The 17,642-nt window shown below is 56.1% G+C and carries 12 protein-coding genes and 1 pseudogene; 4 read left to right on the top strand and 9 right to left on the bottom strand.

Annotated elements, in window-relative coordinates:
• Positions 1-5: 5 nt before the first annotated feature.
• Together dnaE and HB779_RS25740 are read left to right on the top strand one after the other, a co-directional pair.
• A pseudogene (dnaE, locus tag HB779_RS12915) lies at positions 6-2,685 on the top strand (DNA polymerase III subunit alpha); the annotation flags it as partial.
• A 408-nt stretch (positions 2,686-3,093) separates the two neighbouring features.
• Complete coding sequence (locus HB779_RS25740) at positions 3,094-3,510, top strand: OB-fold nucleic acid binding domain-containing protein (protein ID WP_371823925.1); 417 nt, start codon at positions 3,094-3,096, stop codon at positions 3,508-3,510.
• 372 nt (positions 3,511-3,882) lie between these two features.
• Here the strand turns inward: HB779_RS25740 and HB779_RS12920 are convergent, their stop codons facing one another.
• Complete coding sequence (locus HB779_RS12920) at positions 3,883-5,199, bottom strand: DNA polymerase IV (protein WP_188345909.1); 1,317 nt, start codon at positions 5,197-5,199, stop codon at positions 3,883-3,885.
• Positions 5,200-5,269: 70 nt separating this feature from the next.
• A complete protein-coding gene (locus tag HB779_RS12925; RefSeq protein ID WP_188342788.1) occupies positions 5,270-5,557 on the bottom strand; it encodes a DUF3572 domain-containing protein in 288 nt (95 codons plus the stop codon).
• 301 nt (positions 5,558-5,858) lie between these two features.
• On the opposite strand from HB779_RS12925, the gene HB779_RS12930 reads away from it, so the two are divergent.
• Both HB779_RS12930 and HB779_RS12935 read left to right on the top strand, forming a co-directional pair.
• The gene (locus HB779_RS12930) at positions 5,859-6,230 is read left to right on the top strand and encodes a response regulator (protein ID WP_008122893.1); all 372 of its coding nucleotides are present in this window, start codon (positions 5,859-5,861) and stop codon (positions 6,228-6,230) included.
• 28 nt (positions 6,231-6,258) lie between these two features.
• Positions 6,259-7,638, top strand: coding sequence for a PleD family two-component system response regulator (locus HB779_RS12935; protein WP_188342789.1), 1,380 nt, complete (start codon positions 6,259-6,261; stop codon positions 7,636-7,638).
• A gap of 84 nt (positions 7,639-7,722) precedes the next feature.
• Here the strand turns inward: HB779_RS12935 and rpmG are convergent, their stop codons facing one another.
• The 7 genes from rpmG to rnr all read right to left on the bottom strand — a co-directional run bounded on the left by rpmG (position 7,723) and on the right by rnr (position 17,640).
• Positions 7,723-7,890, bottom strand: coding sequence for a 50S ribosomal protein L33 (gene rpmG, locus HB779_RS12940; protein WP_105735448.1), 168 nt, complete (start codon positions 7,888-7,890; stop codon positions 7,723-7,725).
• 153 nt (positions 7,891-8,043) lie between these two features.
• Positions 8,044-8,670, bottom strand: a complete 627-nt coding sequence (locus HB779_RS12945; protein ID WP_188342790.1) for a 2OG-Fe(II) oxygenase — start codon at positions 8,668-8,670, stop codon at positions 8,044-8,046.
• Between the two features lie 8 nt (positions 8,671-8,678).
• Positions 8,679-12,509 carry an autotransporter domain-containing protein gene (locus HB779_RS12950; RefSeq protein ID WP_188342791.1) on the bottom strand — a complete coding sequence of 1,277 codons (3,831 nt, stop codon included), beginning with the start codon at positions 12,507-12,509 and terminating at the stop codon, positions 8,679-8,681.
• A gap of 422 nt (positions 12,510-12,931) precedes the next feature.
• Positions 12,932-14,077: an MFS transporter gene (locus tag HB779_RS12955; protein ID WP_188342792.1), complete on the bottom strand. Its 1,146-nt coding sequence runs from the start codon at positions 14,075-14,077 to the stop codon at positions 12,932-12,934.
• Positions 14,078-14,109: 32 nt separating this feature from the next.
• Positions 14,110-14,862 (bottom strand): NUDIX hydrolase, encoded by a 753-nt coding sequence (locus tag HB779_RS12960; protein WP_244642360.1) that lies wholly within the window; start codon positions 14,860-14,862, stop codon positions 14,110-14,112.
• A gap of 4 nt (positions 14,863-14,866) precedes the next feature.
• Entirely contained in the window at positions 14,867-15,295 is a 429-nt protein-coding gene (locus tag HB779_RS12965; RefSeq protein ID WP_188342793.1) for a DUF983 domain-containing protein, read from the bottom strand.
• Positions 15,292-17,640 carry a ribonuclease R gene (gene rnr / locus HB779_RS12970; RefSeq protein ID WP_371823850.1) on the bottom strand — a complete coding sequence of 783 codons (2,349 nt, stop codon included), beginning with the start codon at positions 17,638-17,640 and terminating at the stop codon, positions 15,292-15,294. Before rnr ends, HB779_RS12965 begins: the two co-directional genes overlap by 4 nt.
• Positions 17,641-17,642: the final 2 nt, after the last annotated feature.

Consider the following 17,642-nt stretch of genomic DNA (forward strand, 5'->3'; position numbering starts at 1 on the left):
ATAAAGTGGTAGATGGACATGGCAACGGCAGCGAAGGCAATGCAGTCAAGCAGGCGCTTCGTTTCGTTCATCTGAGGGTCCATTCGGCTTATTCCCTGCTCGAAGGCGCCTTGCAGGTTGCCAAGGTCATTGATCTTGCCGTTGCCAACAATGCACCGGCCATTGCCATTACCGACACCAATAACCTTTTCGGTGCGCTGGAATTTGCCCAGAAGGGGTCGAAATCCGGCCTGCAGCCAATCATCGGTTGTCAGCTTGATATTGCATTTCACGATCAGGCCGAGGAAAGCCGTAGTCCAAACAGGCGCGAAGCGCTTGGACTGGCACCGCTTGTCCTGCTGGCAGCGACGGAGGAGGGCTATGCTAATCTCGTCCGGCTGGTCAGTCGTGCCTATCTGGAAACACCGGCGGGTGATCCGGTTCACGTTCCGGCTGCTTGGCTGCCGGGTTTCACCGACGGAATCATTGTTCTGTCCGGCGGCCCCGAAGGCAGCATTGCCAAGGCTATCAAGGATGAGCGGGTGGACCGCGCCCGCCAGCGTCTGATCCATCTGCGCTCGCTCTTTGGCGACCGGCTCTATATCGAATTGCAGCGGCATCGCGGGTATGACCGCAATCTGGAAGCCACACAGATCGAACTTGCCTATGAGCTGGAATTGCCGCTTGTCGCCACCAATGACGTGTTTTTCTCCAAGAGTGCCGATTATGAGGCGCATGATGCATTGCTGGCTATTGCAGCCGGTTCGCTTCTCTCCATCGATGACCGCCGCCGCCTGACACCTGATCACTATCTCAAGACCGAAGACGAGATGGTGGCGCTGTTTGCCGATATTCCAGAAGCATTGCAGAACACCGTCGAAATCGCGATGCGCTGTTCCTATTATCCCAAGAACCGCGCGCCGATCCTGCCGCGTTTCACCGGCGACAGCACGGGTGACCCGGAAATCGCCCTGCAGGCGGAAGCTGATGAACTGGCCCGGCAGGCACGCGAGGGGCTTGCGCTGCGCATCGAGACGCTTGGCATGGCCGACGGTCATACCCGCGAGGAATATGCCGAACGGCTGGAATACGAAATTTCCATCATCACCCGGATGAAATATCCGGGTTACTTCCTCATCGTTTCCGACTTTATTAAATGGGCGAAGGCCCATGACATTCCGGTTGGTCCCGGCCGTGGTTCCGGTGCGGGCTCGCTCGTTGCCTATGCGCTGACGATTACCGATGTTGATCCTTTGCGCTTTTCTTTGCTGTTCGAACGCTTCCTCAATCCGGACCGCGTCTCGATGCCCGACTTTGATATCGACTTCTGTCAGGAACGGCGCGACGAGGTCATCCGCTATGTTCAGGCCAAATATGGCCGCGATCAGGTGGCGCAGATTATCACCTTTGGATCGCTGCAGGCCCGTGCCGTGCTGCGCGACGTTGGGCGCGTGCTTGAAATGCCCTATGGTCAGGTTGACCGACTGACCAAGATGGTGCCGGCCAACCCGGCCAATCCCGTTACGCTGGCCAAGGCCATCGAGGATGAACCGAGGCTGCGCGAGGAGCGCGACAAGGAGCCGGTGGTCGAGCGCCTTCTGGATATCGCGCTGAAACTCGAAGGCCTGTACCGCCATGCCTCGACCCACGCCGCGGGTATCGTCATCGGTGACCGCCCGCTGTCTGAACTTGTGCCGATGTACCGCGACCCGCGCTCCGATATGCCGGTCACGCAGTTCAACATGAAAATGGTGGAAGAGGCCGGGCTGGTCAAATTCGACTTTCTTGGCCTTAAAACGCTGACCGTGCTGCAAACCGCCGTCAATCTGGTCAAGCGCCGTAACATCACAGTGGATTTGTCCAACCTGCCGCTGGATGACAAGCTCAGCTATGAGATGCTGTCACGCGGCGAGACGGTCGGCGTGTTTCAGGTGGAAAGCACCGGCATGCGCAAGGCGCTGATCGGCATGAAACCCGACCGGATCGAGGATATTATTGCGCTTGTCGCGCTGTACCGCCCGGGTCCGATGGAAAACATTCCCACCTACAACGCGCGCAAGAATGGCGACGAGGAGATGGCTTCGATCCATCCCAAGATCGACCATCTCGTCAAGGAAACCCAGGGCGTCATCATCTATCAGGAACAGGTGATGCAGATTGCGCAGGAAATGTCCGGCTATACGCTGGGTGAAGCCGATCTTTTGCGCCGCGCCATGGGTAAGAAGATTCGCGCCGAAATGGACAAGCAGCGTGAGCGCTTCGTTGATGGTGCGATTGAGCGCGGCGTGACCAAGCCACAGGCGAATTTCATTTTCGACCTGCTGGCCAAATTCGCCGATTACGGCTTCAACAAATCGCACGCCGCGGCCTATGCCATCGTCTCGTTCCAGACCGCCTATATGAAGGCGCATTATCCGGTCGAGTTCCTGGCTTCGTCCATGACCTATGATATGTCGAATACCGACAAACTCAATGACTTCCGCCGCGAAGCTCTGCGCCTTGGTATCGAGGTGGTCACACCGTCGGTCAATACCTCGTTCCGCCTGTTTGAAGTGGGCGAAAACCGCATTTTCTATTCACTCGCCGCCATCAAGGGCGTTGGCGAAGCCGCCGTCGATCATATCGTCGAGAAGCGGGGGTGATATACCTTATGTCAGCCTTGAGGATTTCTGTGAGCGTATCGACCCGCGCGTCGTCAACCGGCGCGTTTTCGAAAGCCTGATCAATGCCGGTGCTTTCGATTGTTTCGGACGGGAGCGTCCAGCCCTGATTGCCGGTCTCGACCGCATCATCGGCCACGCCCAGCGTACGCAGGAAGACAGTGTCAGCGGTCAGGCGGATATTTTCGGCGGCATGGCTGCCGGCGGCTCGCAGGGCCTGCAATTGCCCAATGCTGCACCGTGGCTCTCGTCGGAAAAATTGCGCCGCGAGTTCGAGGCAGCCGGTTTTTACCTTTCTGCCCATCCGCTTGATGAATACCAGCAGGTGCTGGACAAGATGCGGGTGCAGACTTGGGCGGAATTCTCCGCGGCGGTCAAACGCGGCGCCAATGCCGGGCGTCTGGCCGGAACCATCACCGCCAAGCAGGAACGCAAGACCAAGACCGGCAACAAGATGGGTATCATCCAGTTTTCCGATTCCTCCGGTCAGTTCGAAGCGGTGCTGTTTTCCGAAGCCTTGGCACAATATCGCGATCTGCTCGAGCCCGGACGTTCCGTTGTCGTGACCGTTGGTGCGGAAGACCGCCCGGAAGGCATCAGCCTACGCATCCAGACGGCGCAGTCACTGGAAGACGAAGCGACGCGCATCCAGAAAGCCTTGCGGCTGTATATGCGCTCCTGCGAACCGCTCAATGCCATCACGCCTTACCTTGCTCCGCAGAATGATGGTCAGATTGTCAGTTTGATCCTGATCAAACAGAACGGTGCCAGTGAAGTGGAGATCGAACTGCCCAACCGTTACCGCGTCGGCCCGCAGGTCGCCAGCGCCATGAAGGCTATTCCCGGCATTGTTGATGTGGAGATGGTGTAGGTACCTCCTTCTCCGTCATCCTCGGGCTTGACCCGAGGACCCACGGCTAAGAGGCGGTGCATGTTGTACCAATTGCAATCCAATCGAGTTAGCTAAGCAAACGGTGTCAGGCTCCATTGTAGAGTCTGCCCAGCTGGAACACATGACGCAAACGGATACCTTGGCGCTCCTCAACCATGGGTCCTCGGGTCAAGCCCGAGGATGACGGAGAAGGAGGTGCCAAGAAGACAATTCTGCAACGTTCTGGAAAATCCTCACTCTCCCTCATGGTGAGCTTCCTGAGCTTGTCGAAGAGCGAACCACGCACAATCTTGATGCAGCAACAATCCGGATTCAATATCTCAAAAATATCCAATAACCATCTGAATCAAATCAATCAATTTCATCAATAACCGGCCGTGTCCGTTGCCTGATCTTGCCGAACGTATAGCCGGTCTCGACTGCATTGTTGCCGAATTTCCCGCGCAGTTTGTCGATAGCCGTCTCTGCGACCGCGCGCTTGGTTGCCTGCACATCCACCAGATCAAGTGGATCGGCGCGGCCGTCATCGCTGAGATCGCTCACTCCAATCCCGATCAGGCGAAAACGGGTGCCGTCGATTTCCTTTTCCAGCAGCGCCAGTCCTGTGCGGAAAATCCGGTCGGCGAGTTGTGTCGGGTCGGCCAACTGCCTGTTGCGGGTTTTGAGTTTGAAATCACTTGATTTGAGTTTGAGGACCACGGTTCTACCCGCAATATCGGCAGCTTTAAGCCGGCGGGAGACTTTTTCAGACAGGGAACGCAAAATCGGAACAAGGTCTTCAAGACCACCAATATCCTGATTGAACGTGGTTTCAGCTGAAACGCTCTTGGTTTCACTGTCCGGTTCCACCCGGCGTGTGTCGATACCGCGCGACAATTGATAGAGCCGTTGACCCATCGAACCATAAGCGGCCATCAGTGTGCCCAATTCCATGGTCTGTAATTGGCCAACGGTGCGGATACCATCCTTCTCCAGCGTCGCCGCGAACACTTTACCAACACCCCAGATCATCGTCACCGGCTTGTCGTAGAGAAAAGTCGGTGTCTCCGCTTCGCCAATGACGGAAAAACCGCGCGGTTTGTCGAAATCCGAGGCGATCTTGGCCAGAAACTTGCAATAGGAGAGCCCAACCGAAACCGACAGTCCCATTTCCTTCTCCACCCGGTTGGAAAATTGCGCCATGACGCGCACGGGTGGATCATGGTGCAGCCGTTCTGTACCGGAAAGATCAAGAAATGCCTCGTCGATCGACAGAGGTTCCACTTGCGGTGTCAGATCGCGCATCATCTGGCGAATTTGTCGCCCGACGCGCACATATTTCTCCATATCCGGGCTGATCACCACCGCGTGTGGACAGGCCTCCAGCGCCTTGAACATCGGCATGGCGGATTTCACCCCGTGAATCCGGGCGATATAGCATGCGGTTGAGACAACACCGCGCTTGCCGCCGCCGATGATGACAGGCTTGTCGCGCAATTCAGGATTGTCACGCTTTTCCACGGAGGCGTAGAAGGCATCGCAGTCCACATGGGCGATGGAAAGCTGGTAGAGTTCCGTGTGGCGCAAAAGGCGCGGGCTGCCACAACTATGACACCGGCGTCCTTCCGACTGCTGAGCGGTCAGACAGTCGCGGCAAAATCCGTGGGAGGGTTCGTTCAGCTTTGCCATCATGCCCGGAACATAGATAGAACATCGTAAACTTAATCAAGCAGGCAGAGTCTGGCAAGCCGTTTAGCGCTCAATACACATCCTGACGCCCGCCCGGCAACAATCGCAGTGCCTCCTGAAACAGGGCAGGGTCGGTTTCATTGGCTTCGCAAAATTTCATCAGGGTGGGCTCATGCGCGAGATAGAATTGCAGGACGCCGGCAAGAAAGCCCGGTTCCTGTGCCGCTTGACGGATCTGGTCGGCGGTGATGCCGGTAAGGGCAAGAAACCGTGGCAGCAATTCCGCGTCCTGTGCCAGAAATACCAAGGATTGGATTGCCAGATCCTGGGCCGCATTAAGGTTCATTTGCTGTTTCATTTTTCTGATCTGCCTGAAATGTGTGCCTAACAAAGCACCTTTGCCAACAATATTTGCATCTGGAGGGCATTTGCAGTGCTTCGCCGGGTGCAAATGTGCAGTGAGCAATTGAATCTCGGTAAATTTACATGTTCAATAAAGCCTTGGTTAAACATGATCTGCAGCATTTTTTGATCGACATGAAGAGTTTCCTTTTCATCAATCAAAACACGCTATCAACTGCATCCAGTCAATGGGGCTGCCACAGGATCCGTGTCAATGTGGCATTCGCGTTTCGCGCATGATCAACAGGAAACTACCAATGGTGAAGAAAGTCATGATCGTCGAGGATAATGAGCTCAATATGAAGCTCTTCCGCGATCTTATCGAAGCCAGCGGTTATGAGACAATCCGGACCCGCAACGGACTGGAAGCCCTTGATCTTGCACGCGAACATCGCCCTGATCTCATCCTCATGGATATCCAGCTGCCGGAGGTTTCCGGCTTGGAAGTCACCAAATGGCTCAAAGCCGATGATGATCTCCATGTCATACCGATTATCGCCGTCACCGCCTTTGCCATGAAGGGCGACGAAGAACGCATCCGGCAGGGCGGATGCGAGGCCTATATATCCAAGCCAATCTCAGTGCCGAAATTCATCGAAACAATCAAATCCTACCTTGGCGATGCCTAGCCGTCAGTTTTTACCGGAGAAGTGAAGTATGACGGCCCGAATACTTGTTGTTGATGACGTTCCAGCCAATGTGAAGCTTCTGGAAGCGCGGTTGAGTGCGGAATATTATGAAGTTGTCACTGCCTCGAATGGCTACGAGGCCTTGGAATATTGCGAAAACAACAGTGTCGATGTCATTCTGCTTGATGTGATGATGCCCGGCATGGATGGATTCGAAGTTTGCCGGCGCCTGAAATCACAATCCAGTACGGCACATATTCCCGTTATACTTGTAACAGCGCTGGATCAGGATACCGATCGGATCATCGGGTTGAATTTTGGCGCCGATGATTTTCTGACCAAGCCGGTCAATGACCTGCAATTGCTGGCCCGGGTAAAAAGTCTTGTCCGCCTGAAGAATCTCACGGACGAGCTGCGCTTGCGTGTTGCGACAACCCGCGATGTCGGCCTGGAAACGATCCTGCGATTCCCCAGCGGTATTGAAGGTATTTCACACGATGCACGGGTTCTGTTGATCGACGAGCGTCCCACCAGTGTCGAACGTATTCAAAACGTCCTTTCAGAAGAATGCATCGTCGATGTGCAGACCGATCCACAGACAGGTTTCTTTGATGCCATCCAGGGGAATCATGATTGTCTGATCATTGCATCGAATTTCGCCGATTTTGATCCGCTGCGGATTTGCGCACAGCTGCGCTCGCTCGACAATACCCGCTCGATGCCCATTATTCTTGTGGCGGATCAGGGTGAGGAGACCAAGATCAGGCGTGCGCTGGAACTGGGTATCAACGATTATCTCGTCCGTCCGCTCAATCCCAACGAGTTGCTGGCGCGCCTGCGTACGCAATTGCGCCGCAAGGCCTATCATGATGGCCTGCGGGCCAGTGTGGTCAAAACCTATGAGATGGCCGTTACTGACAGCCTGACCGGCTTGCACAACCGGCTTTATCTCGAAACGCATCTCGCGACATTGTTCAAACGTGCTATGGACCGCCGCCGCCCCCTATCGATTCTGATGACCGACATTGACCGGTTCAAGCTGATCAATGACACCCATGGGCATGATGGCGGCGACGAAGTCTTGCGGGAATTTGCCCGGCGTCTGCGCCGTAATGTGCGCGGCAGCGATCTGGCCAGCCGTTATGGCGGGGAAGAATTCTTCATCGTCATGCCGGATACGGATTTGACCATGGCGGCCATTGTCGCCGAGCGTATCCGCCGCGAAGTGGCTTCGACACCGTTTTTTGTCAATGAGGGTATTACCAGCGTTCCGGTAACGATCAGCGTCGGCATTGCCAGCGTTCAGTCAAAGGATGACAGCGTGGCCAATATGCTCAAGCGTGCCGATGAGGCGCTGTATGGTGCAAAGGCTTCCGGACGAAACAAGGTCGTCTCGGCAGCAGCCTGAAAGATCGGCCAAAACACCGAATCAATCGTCCAGATATGAAAATGCCGCCCGGAGGCGGCATTGATCACGTTGGAAAATCCAGGATTACTTGATCTTGGTTTCCTTGAATTCAACATGCTTGCGTACGACTGGATCGTACTTGCGGAAAGAGAACTTCTCTGTCTTCGTACGGCTGTTCTTGCTCGTAACGTAAAAGAAACCGGTATCAGCGGTCGACAGAAGCTTGATCTTGATATTTGCAGCCTTAGCCATTTTCAGTTTACCTGTCTTTAATAGAAGAGGACCGCCGTTCAGTCCAACAACGTGGCTATAAGCGGAAATTCAGGCGGACACATACCAACACCCGCCAAAAAGTCAAGCCTAGAGCGGCCATAATCTCGCAGTGAGTGGGGCTCTTGTTAAGTCTCATTCCAGTTTAACCCGCGTCTTGAACATAAGCGTAATGCGCATGTGCGGGCAAACCCGCGAGACGCCGCGGGCGACATGATGGACGAAGCCCGGGAAAATCAGCAGGCGATTGGGCTTGGCGTAAATGGCAGCCAGAATATCGCTCTTGTCCTGATTGAACAGGATGGTTTCGCCGCCCCAGTCCGGGTCCCAGCTTTCATGCGGGTAATAAACGGCAGTGCAAGCGCCGGGTTGCAGCGAATCCGTATGGGTTGCGCCATCATTGCCATAGGGCAGGCCATTGGCATAACAGCGCTGCAGCAAATGTCCTTTCAGTGCGGTCTGACTGAGCTTTTGCCAGAATGCATGGATAAGCGGGGCTCTGGCCGCCAGTTCGGCGGCGCAGTCATCACTTTGCTTCTGCCGGTCGATATCGCCCTGATCCGCATCGCCCAGCGCTCCGGCAAAATGTTTATGCCAAAACGTCTGGGCGCCTTCACCGCTATGAGATCGCCAGCCATAACCCCAGCCGCCGCCAACGAGAAACGTGTAGAGCGCCTGCTGCTCGGTAGGATTCAGCAGGTTCTCGATAACAGTAATGCCCTGCCATGGCGTCGCGGTTTTATCAGACGATTCCGTCATCATTATCTCCCCTAAAACCTCACGGTCAGATCGGCTTTGACGGCATTGTCGTGGGCATTTGATGAGAACTGGCCGTTATAGCTGATGCCAAGGCTGGTGGCTTTGCCGATATTGACATCAAACCCGGCTTCAACGAGCGCTGTGTCCTGTGCAATCGGCAGGCCGTCGATGGAAAAAGCCGAACCACCGGCAAAGGCGAGATTGGCCGTGGGTGTCGTGTCGCCAAAAGCATGCCGCCAGCCCGCCATGCCATGGGCGGTAAGGAGGGTGGCATCGGAGATGGCAAAGCCGTGTGAGGCCCTGAGGCCGAGCGTTGTGGTGGTCAGATCCGTTGTGTCGCCAGTGGATGAGAGCGCCGTCAAACCGCCGGTTTCGGCAAAGCCATCGGTCTTCAGATGCACGTAAGCTGCCCCGGCAAAGGGTTCGAGTGCCGCATAGGGCGTATCGATGCGGTAGGAGGCTTCACCGAACACCTGCACGGACTTGGCCGTATAGGCGGCATCATCGCCTTCATCGATGGTCAGAAGATGTGCTCTGCGGCTGGTATCGATTGCATGATGGGCAAGGCTGGCCCCAAGGCTCAAGGTCATGGCATCAAGCTTGGTGCCGCCATAGACACCAACCTGATAGCTGTCGGCAGAGCCATGACCGCGATCCGTATGGATGGATGTGTTGCCATAGCCGGCCAGAAGGCCAAAGCGCCAATCGGAATGGAACAACCCGTCGGCAATGATGCCATCAAGCCCGGTGACGAAGCCGCCGACATTGCGGGAAAGCCCGGATGCATTGCTTGTCCCATCCCGCTGGCTCCATGAACCATAGCCTTCCGCCCAGATTGCAGTGGTTTTGGTATCGGCAGCAGCCAGTGTCCCGGCTTTATCAGCACCATCCGGCCCATAGGCCAGCACCGGAGCTGATGCCTTGGCACCTGTTCCGTCGCCAAAGGCTGCCCTGATCCGGTTTGATGCTGCATCGCGGACAAAGCGGCTGTCTTCGGCAAGCACACCCTGGAGCGAGGCATGGATTTCGCCGGAAAGGCTGTCAAAGTCGGCCGGAAGATTGGCAGCATAGGTTGCCGTGGCCACCGTGTCATAGAGCGTGTTGCCAAGCCCGAGCGCCTCGAGAGCATTACCCACCGACTTCTGGTTCTTTGTTTCACCCACATCGGCAAAGGCCACGCCATTGCGTGACAGGGTCAGCATCACATCATTGGGATCATAGGCCAGTGCCCCGCCGATGAAGAGATAGGCGGGAAGAACGCTGTCGAAGGCACCGGAGACACCGCCAGCAGAGGTGAGGATCGTGTAGCTCTTGTTCAAAAGCGCCAAGGTTTCTGCTGGGGTCAAAGGCACCTTGCCGTTCTCTGGCGAAACCGTGACGATGCCGCCGAGCAGAGTTGTCTTGCCGCCGACGGCAAGCTTGTCCGCCCCGCCATTGCCATTGACTTCAACGGCAAACCAGCTGCCCGGATCGAAGCTCGCATCGCCATTGGCAGTCAGAACACCAACCGAATTGCCCGGCGCAACCATACCGCCTGCATGCACCATCAACCCGCCGACAAAACCATTGCCACCAAGAATGCCGCCTGTTGTGGTTGCAATGCCGGTCTGCGGATCAACAACGCCAATGCCGCTGCCATCGACAGTGACATCGGAGGTGAGGGACCCATTGACGCTCAGCGTGCCGCCGCGCACCCAGGTACTTCCCGTATAGGTATTCTTGCCCTCAAGGATCAGCTGACCGTCACCAAGTTTTTCAAGACTGCCGACATAGGTCTTGCCGGTCAAAGGATCGAGGCCACGGGTTGCTACCGCATTGTCCCACGTGGCGATCAGCTTGTTCAACAGGGCCTTATCGTCATCGCTCAGAGCTCCCTTGCTATCGACAAGTGCCTGCAGATCTTTCTCGTCATCTGGGGTGAGTGCTCCGCCATAATTTGCGACAGGCCAACGCCCAAGTGCCAATATGTCGGCCATGCCGCTAATCTCCCAATGGCCGTCGCTCAATATCTTGTGAAGCTTAGCCACCACCTGCTTGTCATCGGCCTGACGCGCTATAATAGCTGCATCGGATATGTCGTTTGACCAGGTATCGCTGGTTCCACCCGGTAGAGCAGGCGCAAAATGACCGAAAAATTGCCCCGGGCCATCCATGGCTTTCTTCATATCCGGCAGACCCCAGCCGCCAATATCAGTCGGTACGCCTGAAGTGCCATCAATGACCTGCGTCAGTAATCCTTGCGTTTTCTCACCATTCCCACCCGTTTGCTCAGGTGCGACAACCTTGTTTTGCGCTGTGGTGAACAAGACTGACAAAGCCTGCTCGGACGTCAGGTAAGGGAAACGCTGCATAACAAGGGCAACGTCGCCAGAGATATTCGGTGATGAGGCTGACGTGCCGTTTGAATTGTCGGTGTACATGCCTCCCGGCATGGTGGAGGTCATGCCTGAAGGACCCATGATGCACCACCATTTGGCGACACCGCACGGGTTATACACTTGGGCCCCGGTCTCGTCATAGCCCGTTGCTGCGACCCAGAGACCTTCCAATTCCGGATTGAAGAACGGTTTACTGGCACCAAGGTCTGGATTGAGCGCTCCATCTTGATTATCAGCAGAAAAGACTTGGATATAATGGTATTTCAGTGCGGATTCAGCCGCTGCATCAAGCCATGTCTTGCTTCCGGTTTTGCCATTGATATCAGGGAGGGCGCTACCCTTGGCAAAGCCTCTATAAGCATATGTCAGATTGGAAATGCTGGCTTCAGGATATGTTGCGTCACCGGTTGTGGCTTCCAGCCCAATACGCGAATCCTGCCCCCAACTGTTGTTGACGACCCGCACGCCCGCATCGCCAAGACCCTCATAGGCTGCCTTGAAGTAATTATAGTCGAGATCGTTCGATCCGAAGTGGCGGTTGTCGTCTGTACCGCCAGTGTTGGCGACGTAAAGATCGGCATCATAAGCCACACCATGCATGCCTTCGCCATCGCGTGCTGCGCCTATAGTTCCGGTCATTTCAGTGCCGTGCGGCGCATTGATGCGTGGGTTGAATTCTCCACTAATATCGAAGGCAGTTCCCGCTTTGATGAATTCGAGCGGATTGGCAAGCGTATCGTCCTTACCCTCCACATATTTGGGCTGGTCCGTGCCATAAACTCCTTTTACATCAACCAGATGCAACCGGCCGTTGGGAAATTCCCGATGGGTGGATAGAATACCGGAATCAAGGACACCGACTTTTACTCCCTTGCCGGTAATGCCGTTGAAGCCATTCTTGTTGTAAGCATAGGCGTATTGGGTATTCGTCGCTGCGAGGCCAAAGTTTTCCTTGAATTCCGGTGTTATCCAGCTGGCGGGATCACCCAAACGCCCCGGTTCCTGATAAGCTTGCAGAGCAGGCAAGAGGTTACGCAATTTGTTGGCAATAGCCGTGATGGCGAGTGCTTCGTCCTGTGTGATGTGACCAAAGGGATATTGCTGGTTGCCTAGGCTGCTTTCGCGATAGCCCGTCAATTTCGATAGCAATGCTCGGCCTAGCGGCCACTGCTGGTCGAACCGTAGATCTTTTGATTTAGCCAAAATGCCGGCAATCTCATCAGCCGCTGCCTTCAACCCGCTTTTTTTAAGGCCCTTTGGGAGGTCGTCGGGCGTCACCTGTTGCAACAATTGCAAAATATTGGCGCTGCTATAGGGGTCGGCGGCTTGTTGAGCAGTTGCCGGATTAGCCATGGCGGCTGTCAAAAGAAGTGCCGGAACAACGCTGGTCAGAAGATGTTTGCGGAGGCGAGCAAGGTGGTGTGGACGTTGGGATGCGGAATTCTGGATAAATTGCGTGTTCATTGAAATCCCCTCAGATCATGAAATAACTGTTCCATCGCTCGGTCGCCAAAGGGACGAGCGGGAAAAATACATTAGGAAAAGGCGGAAATGACTATTGCCAGTTACCCCTTGCGGGGTGCTGTCGTGAAAATTGGCGTCATTGCATCATTAATCAACTGATGCAGCGCCTGCACAGCTTTCTACGCCTGTCGTTGAGATGGCTGACAATCGCCGAAAAATTTGACCAGTTTTGTGCGGCCTGAAATGAATGAATCAGAACTACCTTTTATTCATACCAACTATCCCCTTGAATTATATTGAGTTTAGTATGAGTCCTCAGGGGGAATTTAGACACAACCTGACGCTACTGAATAATGATATTATTCTATGGTATTAATAACCCTTAGGAATACCTTGCTATCAGCCGGGTTTGCATTGCCGACCTAACTCTTGCGCCGGACCAATCTCGACCCGACAAGCAGTGCGTAGGCGGCGAAGAATATCGCGAGCGACACGCCAAAGCCGCCCGGACCCATCAGGTCCATGCCGATACCCAGCGCCTGCGGGCCGACAAGCATACCAACCGCGTAACAGAACACAAAGGCTGCATTGGCCGAGGCAAGTTCCCGGCCGGTCAATTGCGAGCCGAGATGCGCCAGCCCGACCGTATAGAGGCCTGCAACCACGCCGCCCCAGACAAACAGCAGGGCGGCGACAAGATACCAGTTGGAAGCAATGAATGGCAGCACGCACATACCCGCAAGGCCAACCAGCGCGCAGACCAGCAATATCTTCCGGCGGTCCTGCACATGGTCGCTGAGCAAGCCGATGGGTATCTGCATCAGCACATTGCCGAGGCCGATCGTCGTCAACAGCAGAGCAGCATTGGCCTCGCTATAGCCGATCCGCGCGCCATAGACGGGAAACAGGGCAAAGCCACCGGTTTCCACCGCGCCGAACACGAATACAGCCGCTGTTGCTGTCGGCACCGCCCAGATAAACGGCGCGAAAGGCACGTGCTCTTCCTCATGAAAATCCGGGCTTTCCTTCCACGCGAGCAGCACCGGGATCATGGCAAAGATGATGATGCCGAAGCCAACGGCAAACGGCGTGATACCGCCGCTGCCAATGCGCGAAAACAGCCAGGGGCCGAGCGCAAACCCCATCGACAGCACGGTGGCATAAACGCCAAGCACCAGTCCGCGCTTTTCAGGCGGGGCGGCGGTATTGATCCAGTATTCCGACAGGATGAATAGCATGGTCAGCGCAAAGTGCAGGAAAACACGCAGGACCACCCACATCCAGAAATCGGTGAAGACATAAAAGCCGAAGAAGGATACCGCTCCGATAAACAGCATCAGCAGCAAGGTCGGCACGACGCCGAGGCGGGCAGCGATGGGTGCTGCAAAAGGTGCGGCAACGATCGAGGCAATACCGGCCACAGCGGCATTCAGGCCGATCATCGTGGCGGAATGCCCACGGCTTTCCAGAATCACGCTCAGGAGCGGAATGCCCAGACCGATGGCAACACCAACGGCGCTGATCGTTGCAATGGCCGCAACAAGCGCGCGCCAGGAGGACCGGACCACAATTGTGTCCGTCGTCTGCTGCAATGAGTCCACTAGAAAACCTCTCGGACGAAGCGGCCGTACTTCATGCCGTATTGAACAATGCTGTGACCGGGTGACAAATCAGGATTATCGGCGAGAAATGCCTTGGCTTCCTCGATGATGGCACGGGTGATCGTGGGAATATCGAGTTGCAAAGCTTGCGCGAAAGGCAGCCAGCACAATTCTTCCAGTTCCTGCGACGGGCCGGTGGCCTCCGGCAGGCTGTCGGCGACCGCATCGCGGAACACCATGAAGAAGCGCGTATCGAAACGCCGGGTGCGTCCGGGCGGGGTGGTTGCCCTGGCAAAATAGCGCATGACGGAAAGGTCGGGCAGGATGTTCCGCTCGGCAAAGGCCGCCCAGTCCGGATGGCTGGTAGCGTTGTTGGCGTGAGCAGCGTGTGTGCGGTTGCCCAGGAACAATCCCGCTTCCTCATAGGTCTCGCGGATAGCGGAAAGGGCTAGCGCACGGCAGCGCCGGTTGCTTGGCCTTGTTCCCATACCCATAAGCAGTTTGGCTTGATCGGCTTCGGAGAGTTCATGAGCGGCAACGACGCGCCCGTCAGTTCGCTCGGTGCGCCCGCCCGGAAACACGAATTTTCCCGGCATGAACACATGGCGCATGTGGCGCTTGCCCATGAGAATGCGCAGGTCCTTGCTCGAACGGTCGATAATCAGCAGCGATGCGGCATCGCGCGGCCGCATACGGGCTGTTTTTGGTGCTGCCGTCTCCGGCGCAGGTGTGTTGAGGTCATTCAGGGGCATGAGATCACCGTTCCGGCGGTTCCAGTTCGTTGGTTTCGCCGAAACCATGCATGTAATTGGCCCATTGCAATCCAATAATCGCACCCTTGATGGGTTGAAGCAGGGCAATCGACAGGATCACCGTCAGCGGTGCCCAGATCGCCAGATGCATCCAATTTGGAAGCAGCACGAGCGTTTCCACCGCAAGGAATCCACCCAGCACAATATGGCCTACAATTGTGATGGTTATATAAGCAGGAAAATCATCGGCTTGCTGATGGGTGTAATCTTCACCGCAGACGGCGCAATTGTCGACCGATTTGACGAAGGCACGAAACAGCTTGCCTTGGCCGCAATGCGGACAACGGCTGCACAAACCGCGCCACATGGCCAGACCCACCGGACGGGCGGGCCTCACCGGGGCCGTATCTGAGCCAAAAATCTGCTCTGTCATTTTCGACCTTTTCGTCCACCACGGAAATTGCCGCTGGGACGCTTCTGGTTTCCACGCGTAAAACGTGTTGCCTTGTGGTGCGAACGCACGCCGCTGGGCACGTCATGCGGTTCGGTCAGCATTTCGAACCGCAACGCGCCCGCCACCGGCAGGGCTTCGATCAGGCGGACCTCGACGATATCACCCATCCGGAAGCCTTTGCCGCTCCGTTCGCCTGAAAGGGCGTGGTTGGTTTCATCGTAATGATAGTAATCATCACCCAGGGTTGAAATGGGAATAAACCCGTCGGCACCATATGTCGCAAGCGCAACGAACAGCCCGGATTTGGTCACGCCGGAAATGCGGCCCTGGAAAGTACTGCCAACCTGCCCGGAAAGATGGTGGGCGATCAGCCGGTCAACCGTATCGCGTTCCGCCGCCATGGCGCGCCGCTCGGAGGTCGAGATCAACGCGGCAATTTCCGGCAAATCCTCTTCTTCCTTGTGCGTAATTCCATCCGGCCCGAGACCCAGCGCCGCGATCAGCGCACGGTGCACGATCAGATCCGCATAGCGCCGGATCGGCGAGGTAAAGTGTGCATATTTCTGCAGGTTAAGACCGAAATGCCCGATATTTTCGGGGTTGTATTCCGCCTGTGATTGCGAGCGCAGCACCACCTGATTGACCAGTTCCTGCTGTTCGCTGTTCTCGACGCGTTTCAGAATCTGATTGAATCGGTTCGGGCGCAGCTCCGCTCCACGTGCCAGCGAAATGTCGAGCGTACGCAGAAACTCCCGCAACGTTTCCTGCTTGGCCAGCGACGGCGCATCGTGGATACGGAAAATCAGCGGCTGCTTCTTGCGCTCCAGCGTTTCGGCTGCGGCGACATTGGCCTGAATCATGAATTCTTCGATGAGCTTATGTGCATCGAGGCGCGGCGGAATCACTACCTTGTCGACTTTGCCTTCCGGCGTCAGCAGGATTTTCTTTTCCGGCAGATCGAGTTCCAGCGGTTCGCGCGCATCGCGTCCGCGCTTCAGCACCGCATAGGCGTCCCATACGGGCTTCAGGATCGTTTCGAGGATCGGAGCGGTCTTCTCGTCCGTCGCGCCGTCAATCGCTGCCTGTGCCTGCGGGTAGGACAAGCGGGCATGCGAGCGCATCATGATCCGGTGGAACGTGTGCGAAATCTTTTTGCCATTGGCGCCGAACGTCATGCGCACGGCAAGGGCAGGCCGGTCCACCAGCTCTTTCAGCGAGCATAGATCATTGGAAATACGCTCCGGCAGCATTGGCACAACGCGATCGGGAAAATAGACAGAGTTGCCGCGCTTCAAGGCTTCGCGGTCGAGCGCCGAGTCGGGTGTTACATAGGCGGCGACATCGGCAATGGCGACAGTTGCGATAAAACCGCCGGGGTTTTTCTCGTCCGTGTCGGCTTCGGCGAAGATCGCATCGTCATGGTCCTTGGCATCGGCGGGATCGATGGTCACCAGCGGCACATGCCGCCAGTCCTCGCGATGCGCCATGGTTGCCGGTTTGGCTGCCTCGGATTCCTCGATCACGCTTTCCGGGAATACATGCGGAATTTCATGTTCGTGGATGGCGATCATCGACAGCGCTTTTTCGCCGGAGATCGAGCCGATAATCTGGCTGATCCGTGCAAGCGGCAGGCCGAAGCGGCCGATCTTGGTTACTTCGACTTCAACGAGATCATTGGCTTTCGCGTTATTCAGCTGGTTGGGATCGACGGAAAGCTCTGTCTGGCGCCGTTCGACCGGTTCGATGCGCCATTCGCCATTGTCGAGATGGCGCAATACGCCGAGCACCGCATCCTTGCGATGTTCGATCTTCTTGATAACGCGCGCCGTATAAGCGGGGCCGGATGGATCTTTGCTGCGAAAGATACGCGCCAGAACGCGGTCGCCGACACCGGGCGTCGGACCCTTTTGATTGCGCGATGCACGGATGAAAACGGTCGGCGGACGTTCTTCATGATCGACTGGCCATTCAGCTGGTTTGGCAATCAGTCCGCCATCGCCGTCGCGACCGGTAATATCGAGGACGCTGATGCTCGGAAGACTGCCGGGAACCGCAAGCTGCTTGGCCCGCTTTTCAACCAGCCCGTCATCGGCAAGATCGCGCAAAATATCCTTCAGCGCGATACGGGCATCACCCTTGAGGTTGAATGCCTTGGCGATGTCACGCTTGCCGGCGCGATCCGGATTCTCCGTGATGAACTGGAGAATCTGTTCGCGGCCGGGCATATAGGGTTCTTTACCCAAGGGTGCGGAATTGTCCTCAGAACCGGTCGCGAAACTGGCAGACCGCTTTTTTCCGTTGGGTGGAGAGATACGGCGTGCCAATT

The sequence above is a fragment of the Phyllobacterium sp. 628 genome (assembly GCF_014189505.1).
Taxonomy (GTDB): Bacteria; Pseudomonadota; Alphaproteobacteria; order Rhizobiales; family Rhizobiaceae; genus Phyllobacterium.

Bases quoted from the DNA above. Each gene is read 5' to 3' on its own strand.
- HB779_RS25740 (WP_371823925.1), top strand. From the start codon at position 3,094: ATGGGTATCATCCAGTTTTCCGATTCCTCCGGTCAGTTCGAAGCGGTG.
- HB779_RS12920 (WP_188345909.1), bottom strand. From the start codon at position 5,199: ATGGCAAAGCTGAACGAACCCTCCCACGGATTTTGCCGCGACTGTCTG.
- HB779_RS12925 (WP_188342788.1), bottom strand. From the start codon at position 5,557: ATGAAACAGCAAATGAACCTTAATGCGGCCCAGGATCTGGCAATCCAA.
- HB779_RS12930 (WP_008122893.1), top strand. From the start codon at position 5,859: ATGGTGAAGAAAGTCATGATCGTCGAGGATAATGAGCTCAATATGAAG.
- HB779_RS12935 (WP_188342789.1), top strand. From the start codon at position 6,259: ATGACGGCCCGAATACTTGTTGTTGATGACGTTCCAGCCAATGTGAAG.
- rpmG (WP_105735448.1), bottom strand. From the start codon at position 7,890: ATGGCTAAGGCTGCAAATATCAAGATCAAGCTTCTGTCGACCGCTGAT.
- HB779_RS12945 (WP_188342790.1), bottom strand. From the start codon at position 8,670: ATGATGACGGAATCGTCTGATAAAACCGCGACGCCATGGCAGGGCATT.
- HB779_RS12950 (WP_188342791.1), bottom strand. From the start codon at position 12,509: ATGAACACGCAATTTATCCAGAATTCCGCATCCCAACGTCCACACCAC.
- HB779_RS12960 (WP_244642360.1), bottom strand. From the start codon at position 14,862: ATGCCCCTGAATGACCTCAACACACCTGCGCCGGAGACGGCAGCACCA.
- HB779_RS12965 (WP_188342793.1), bottom strand. From the start codon at position 15,295: ATGACAGAGCAGATTTTTGGCTCAGATACGGCCCCGGTGAGGCCCGCC.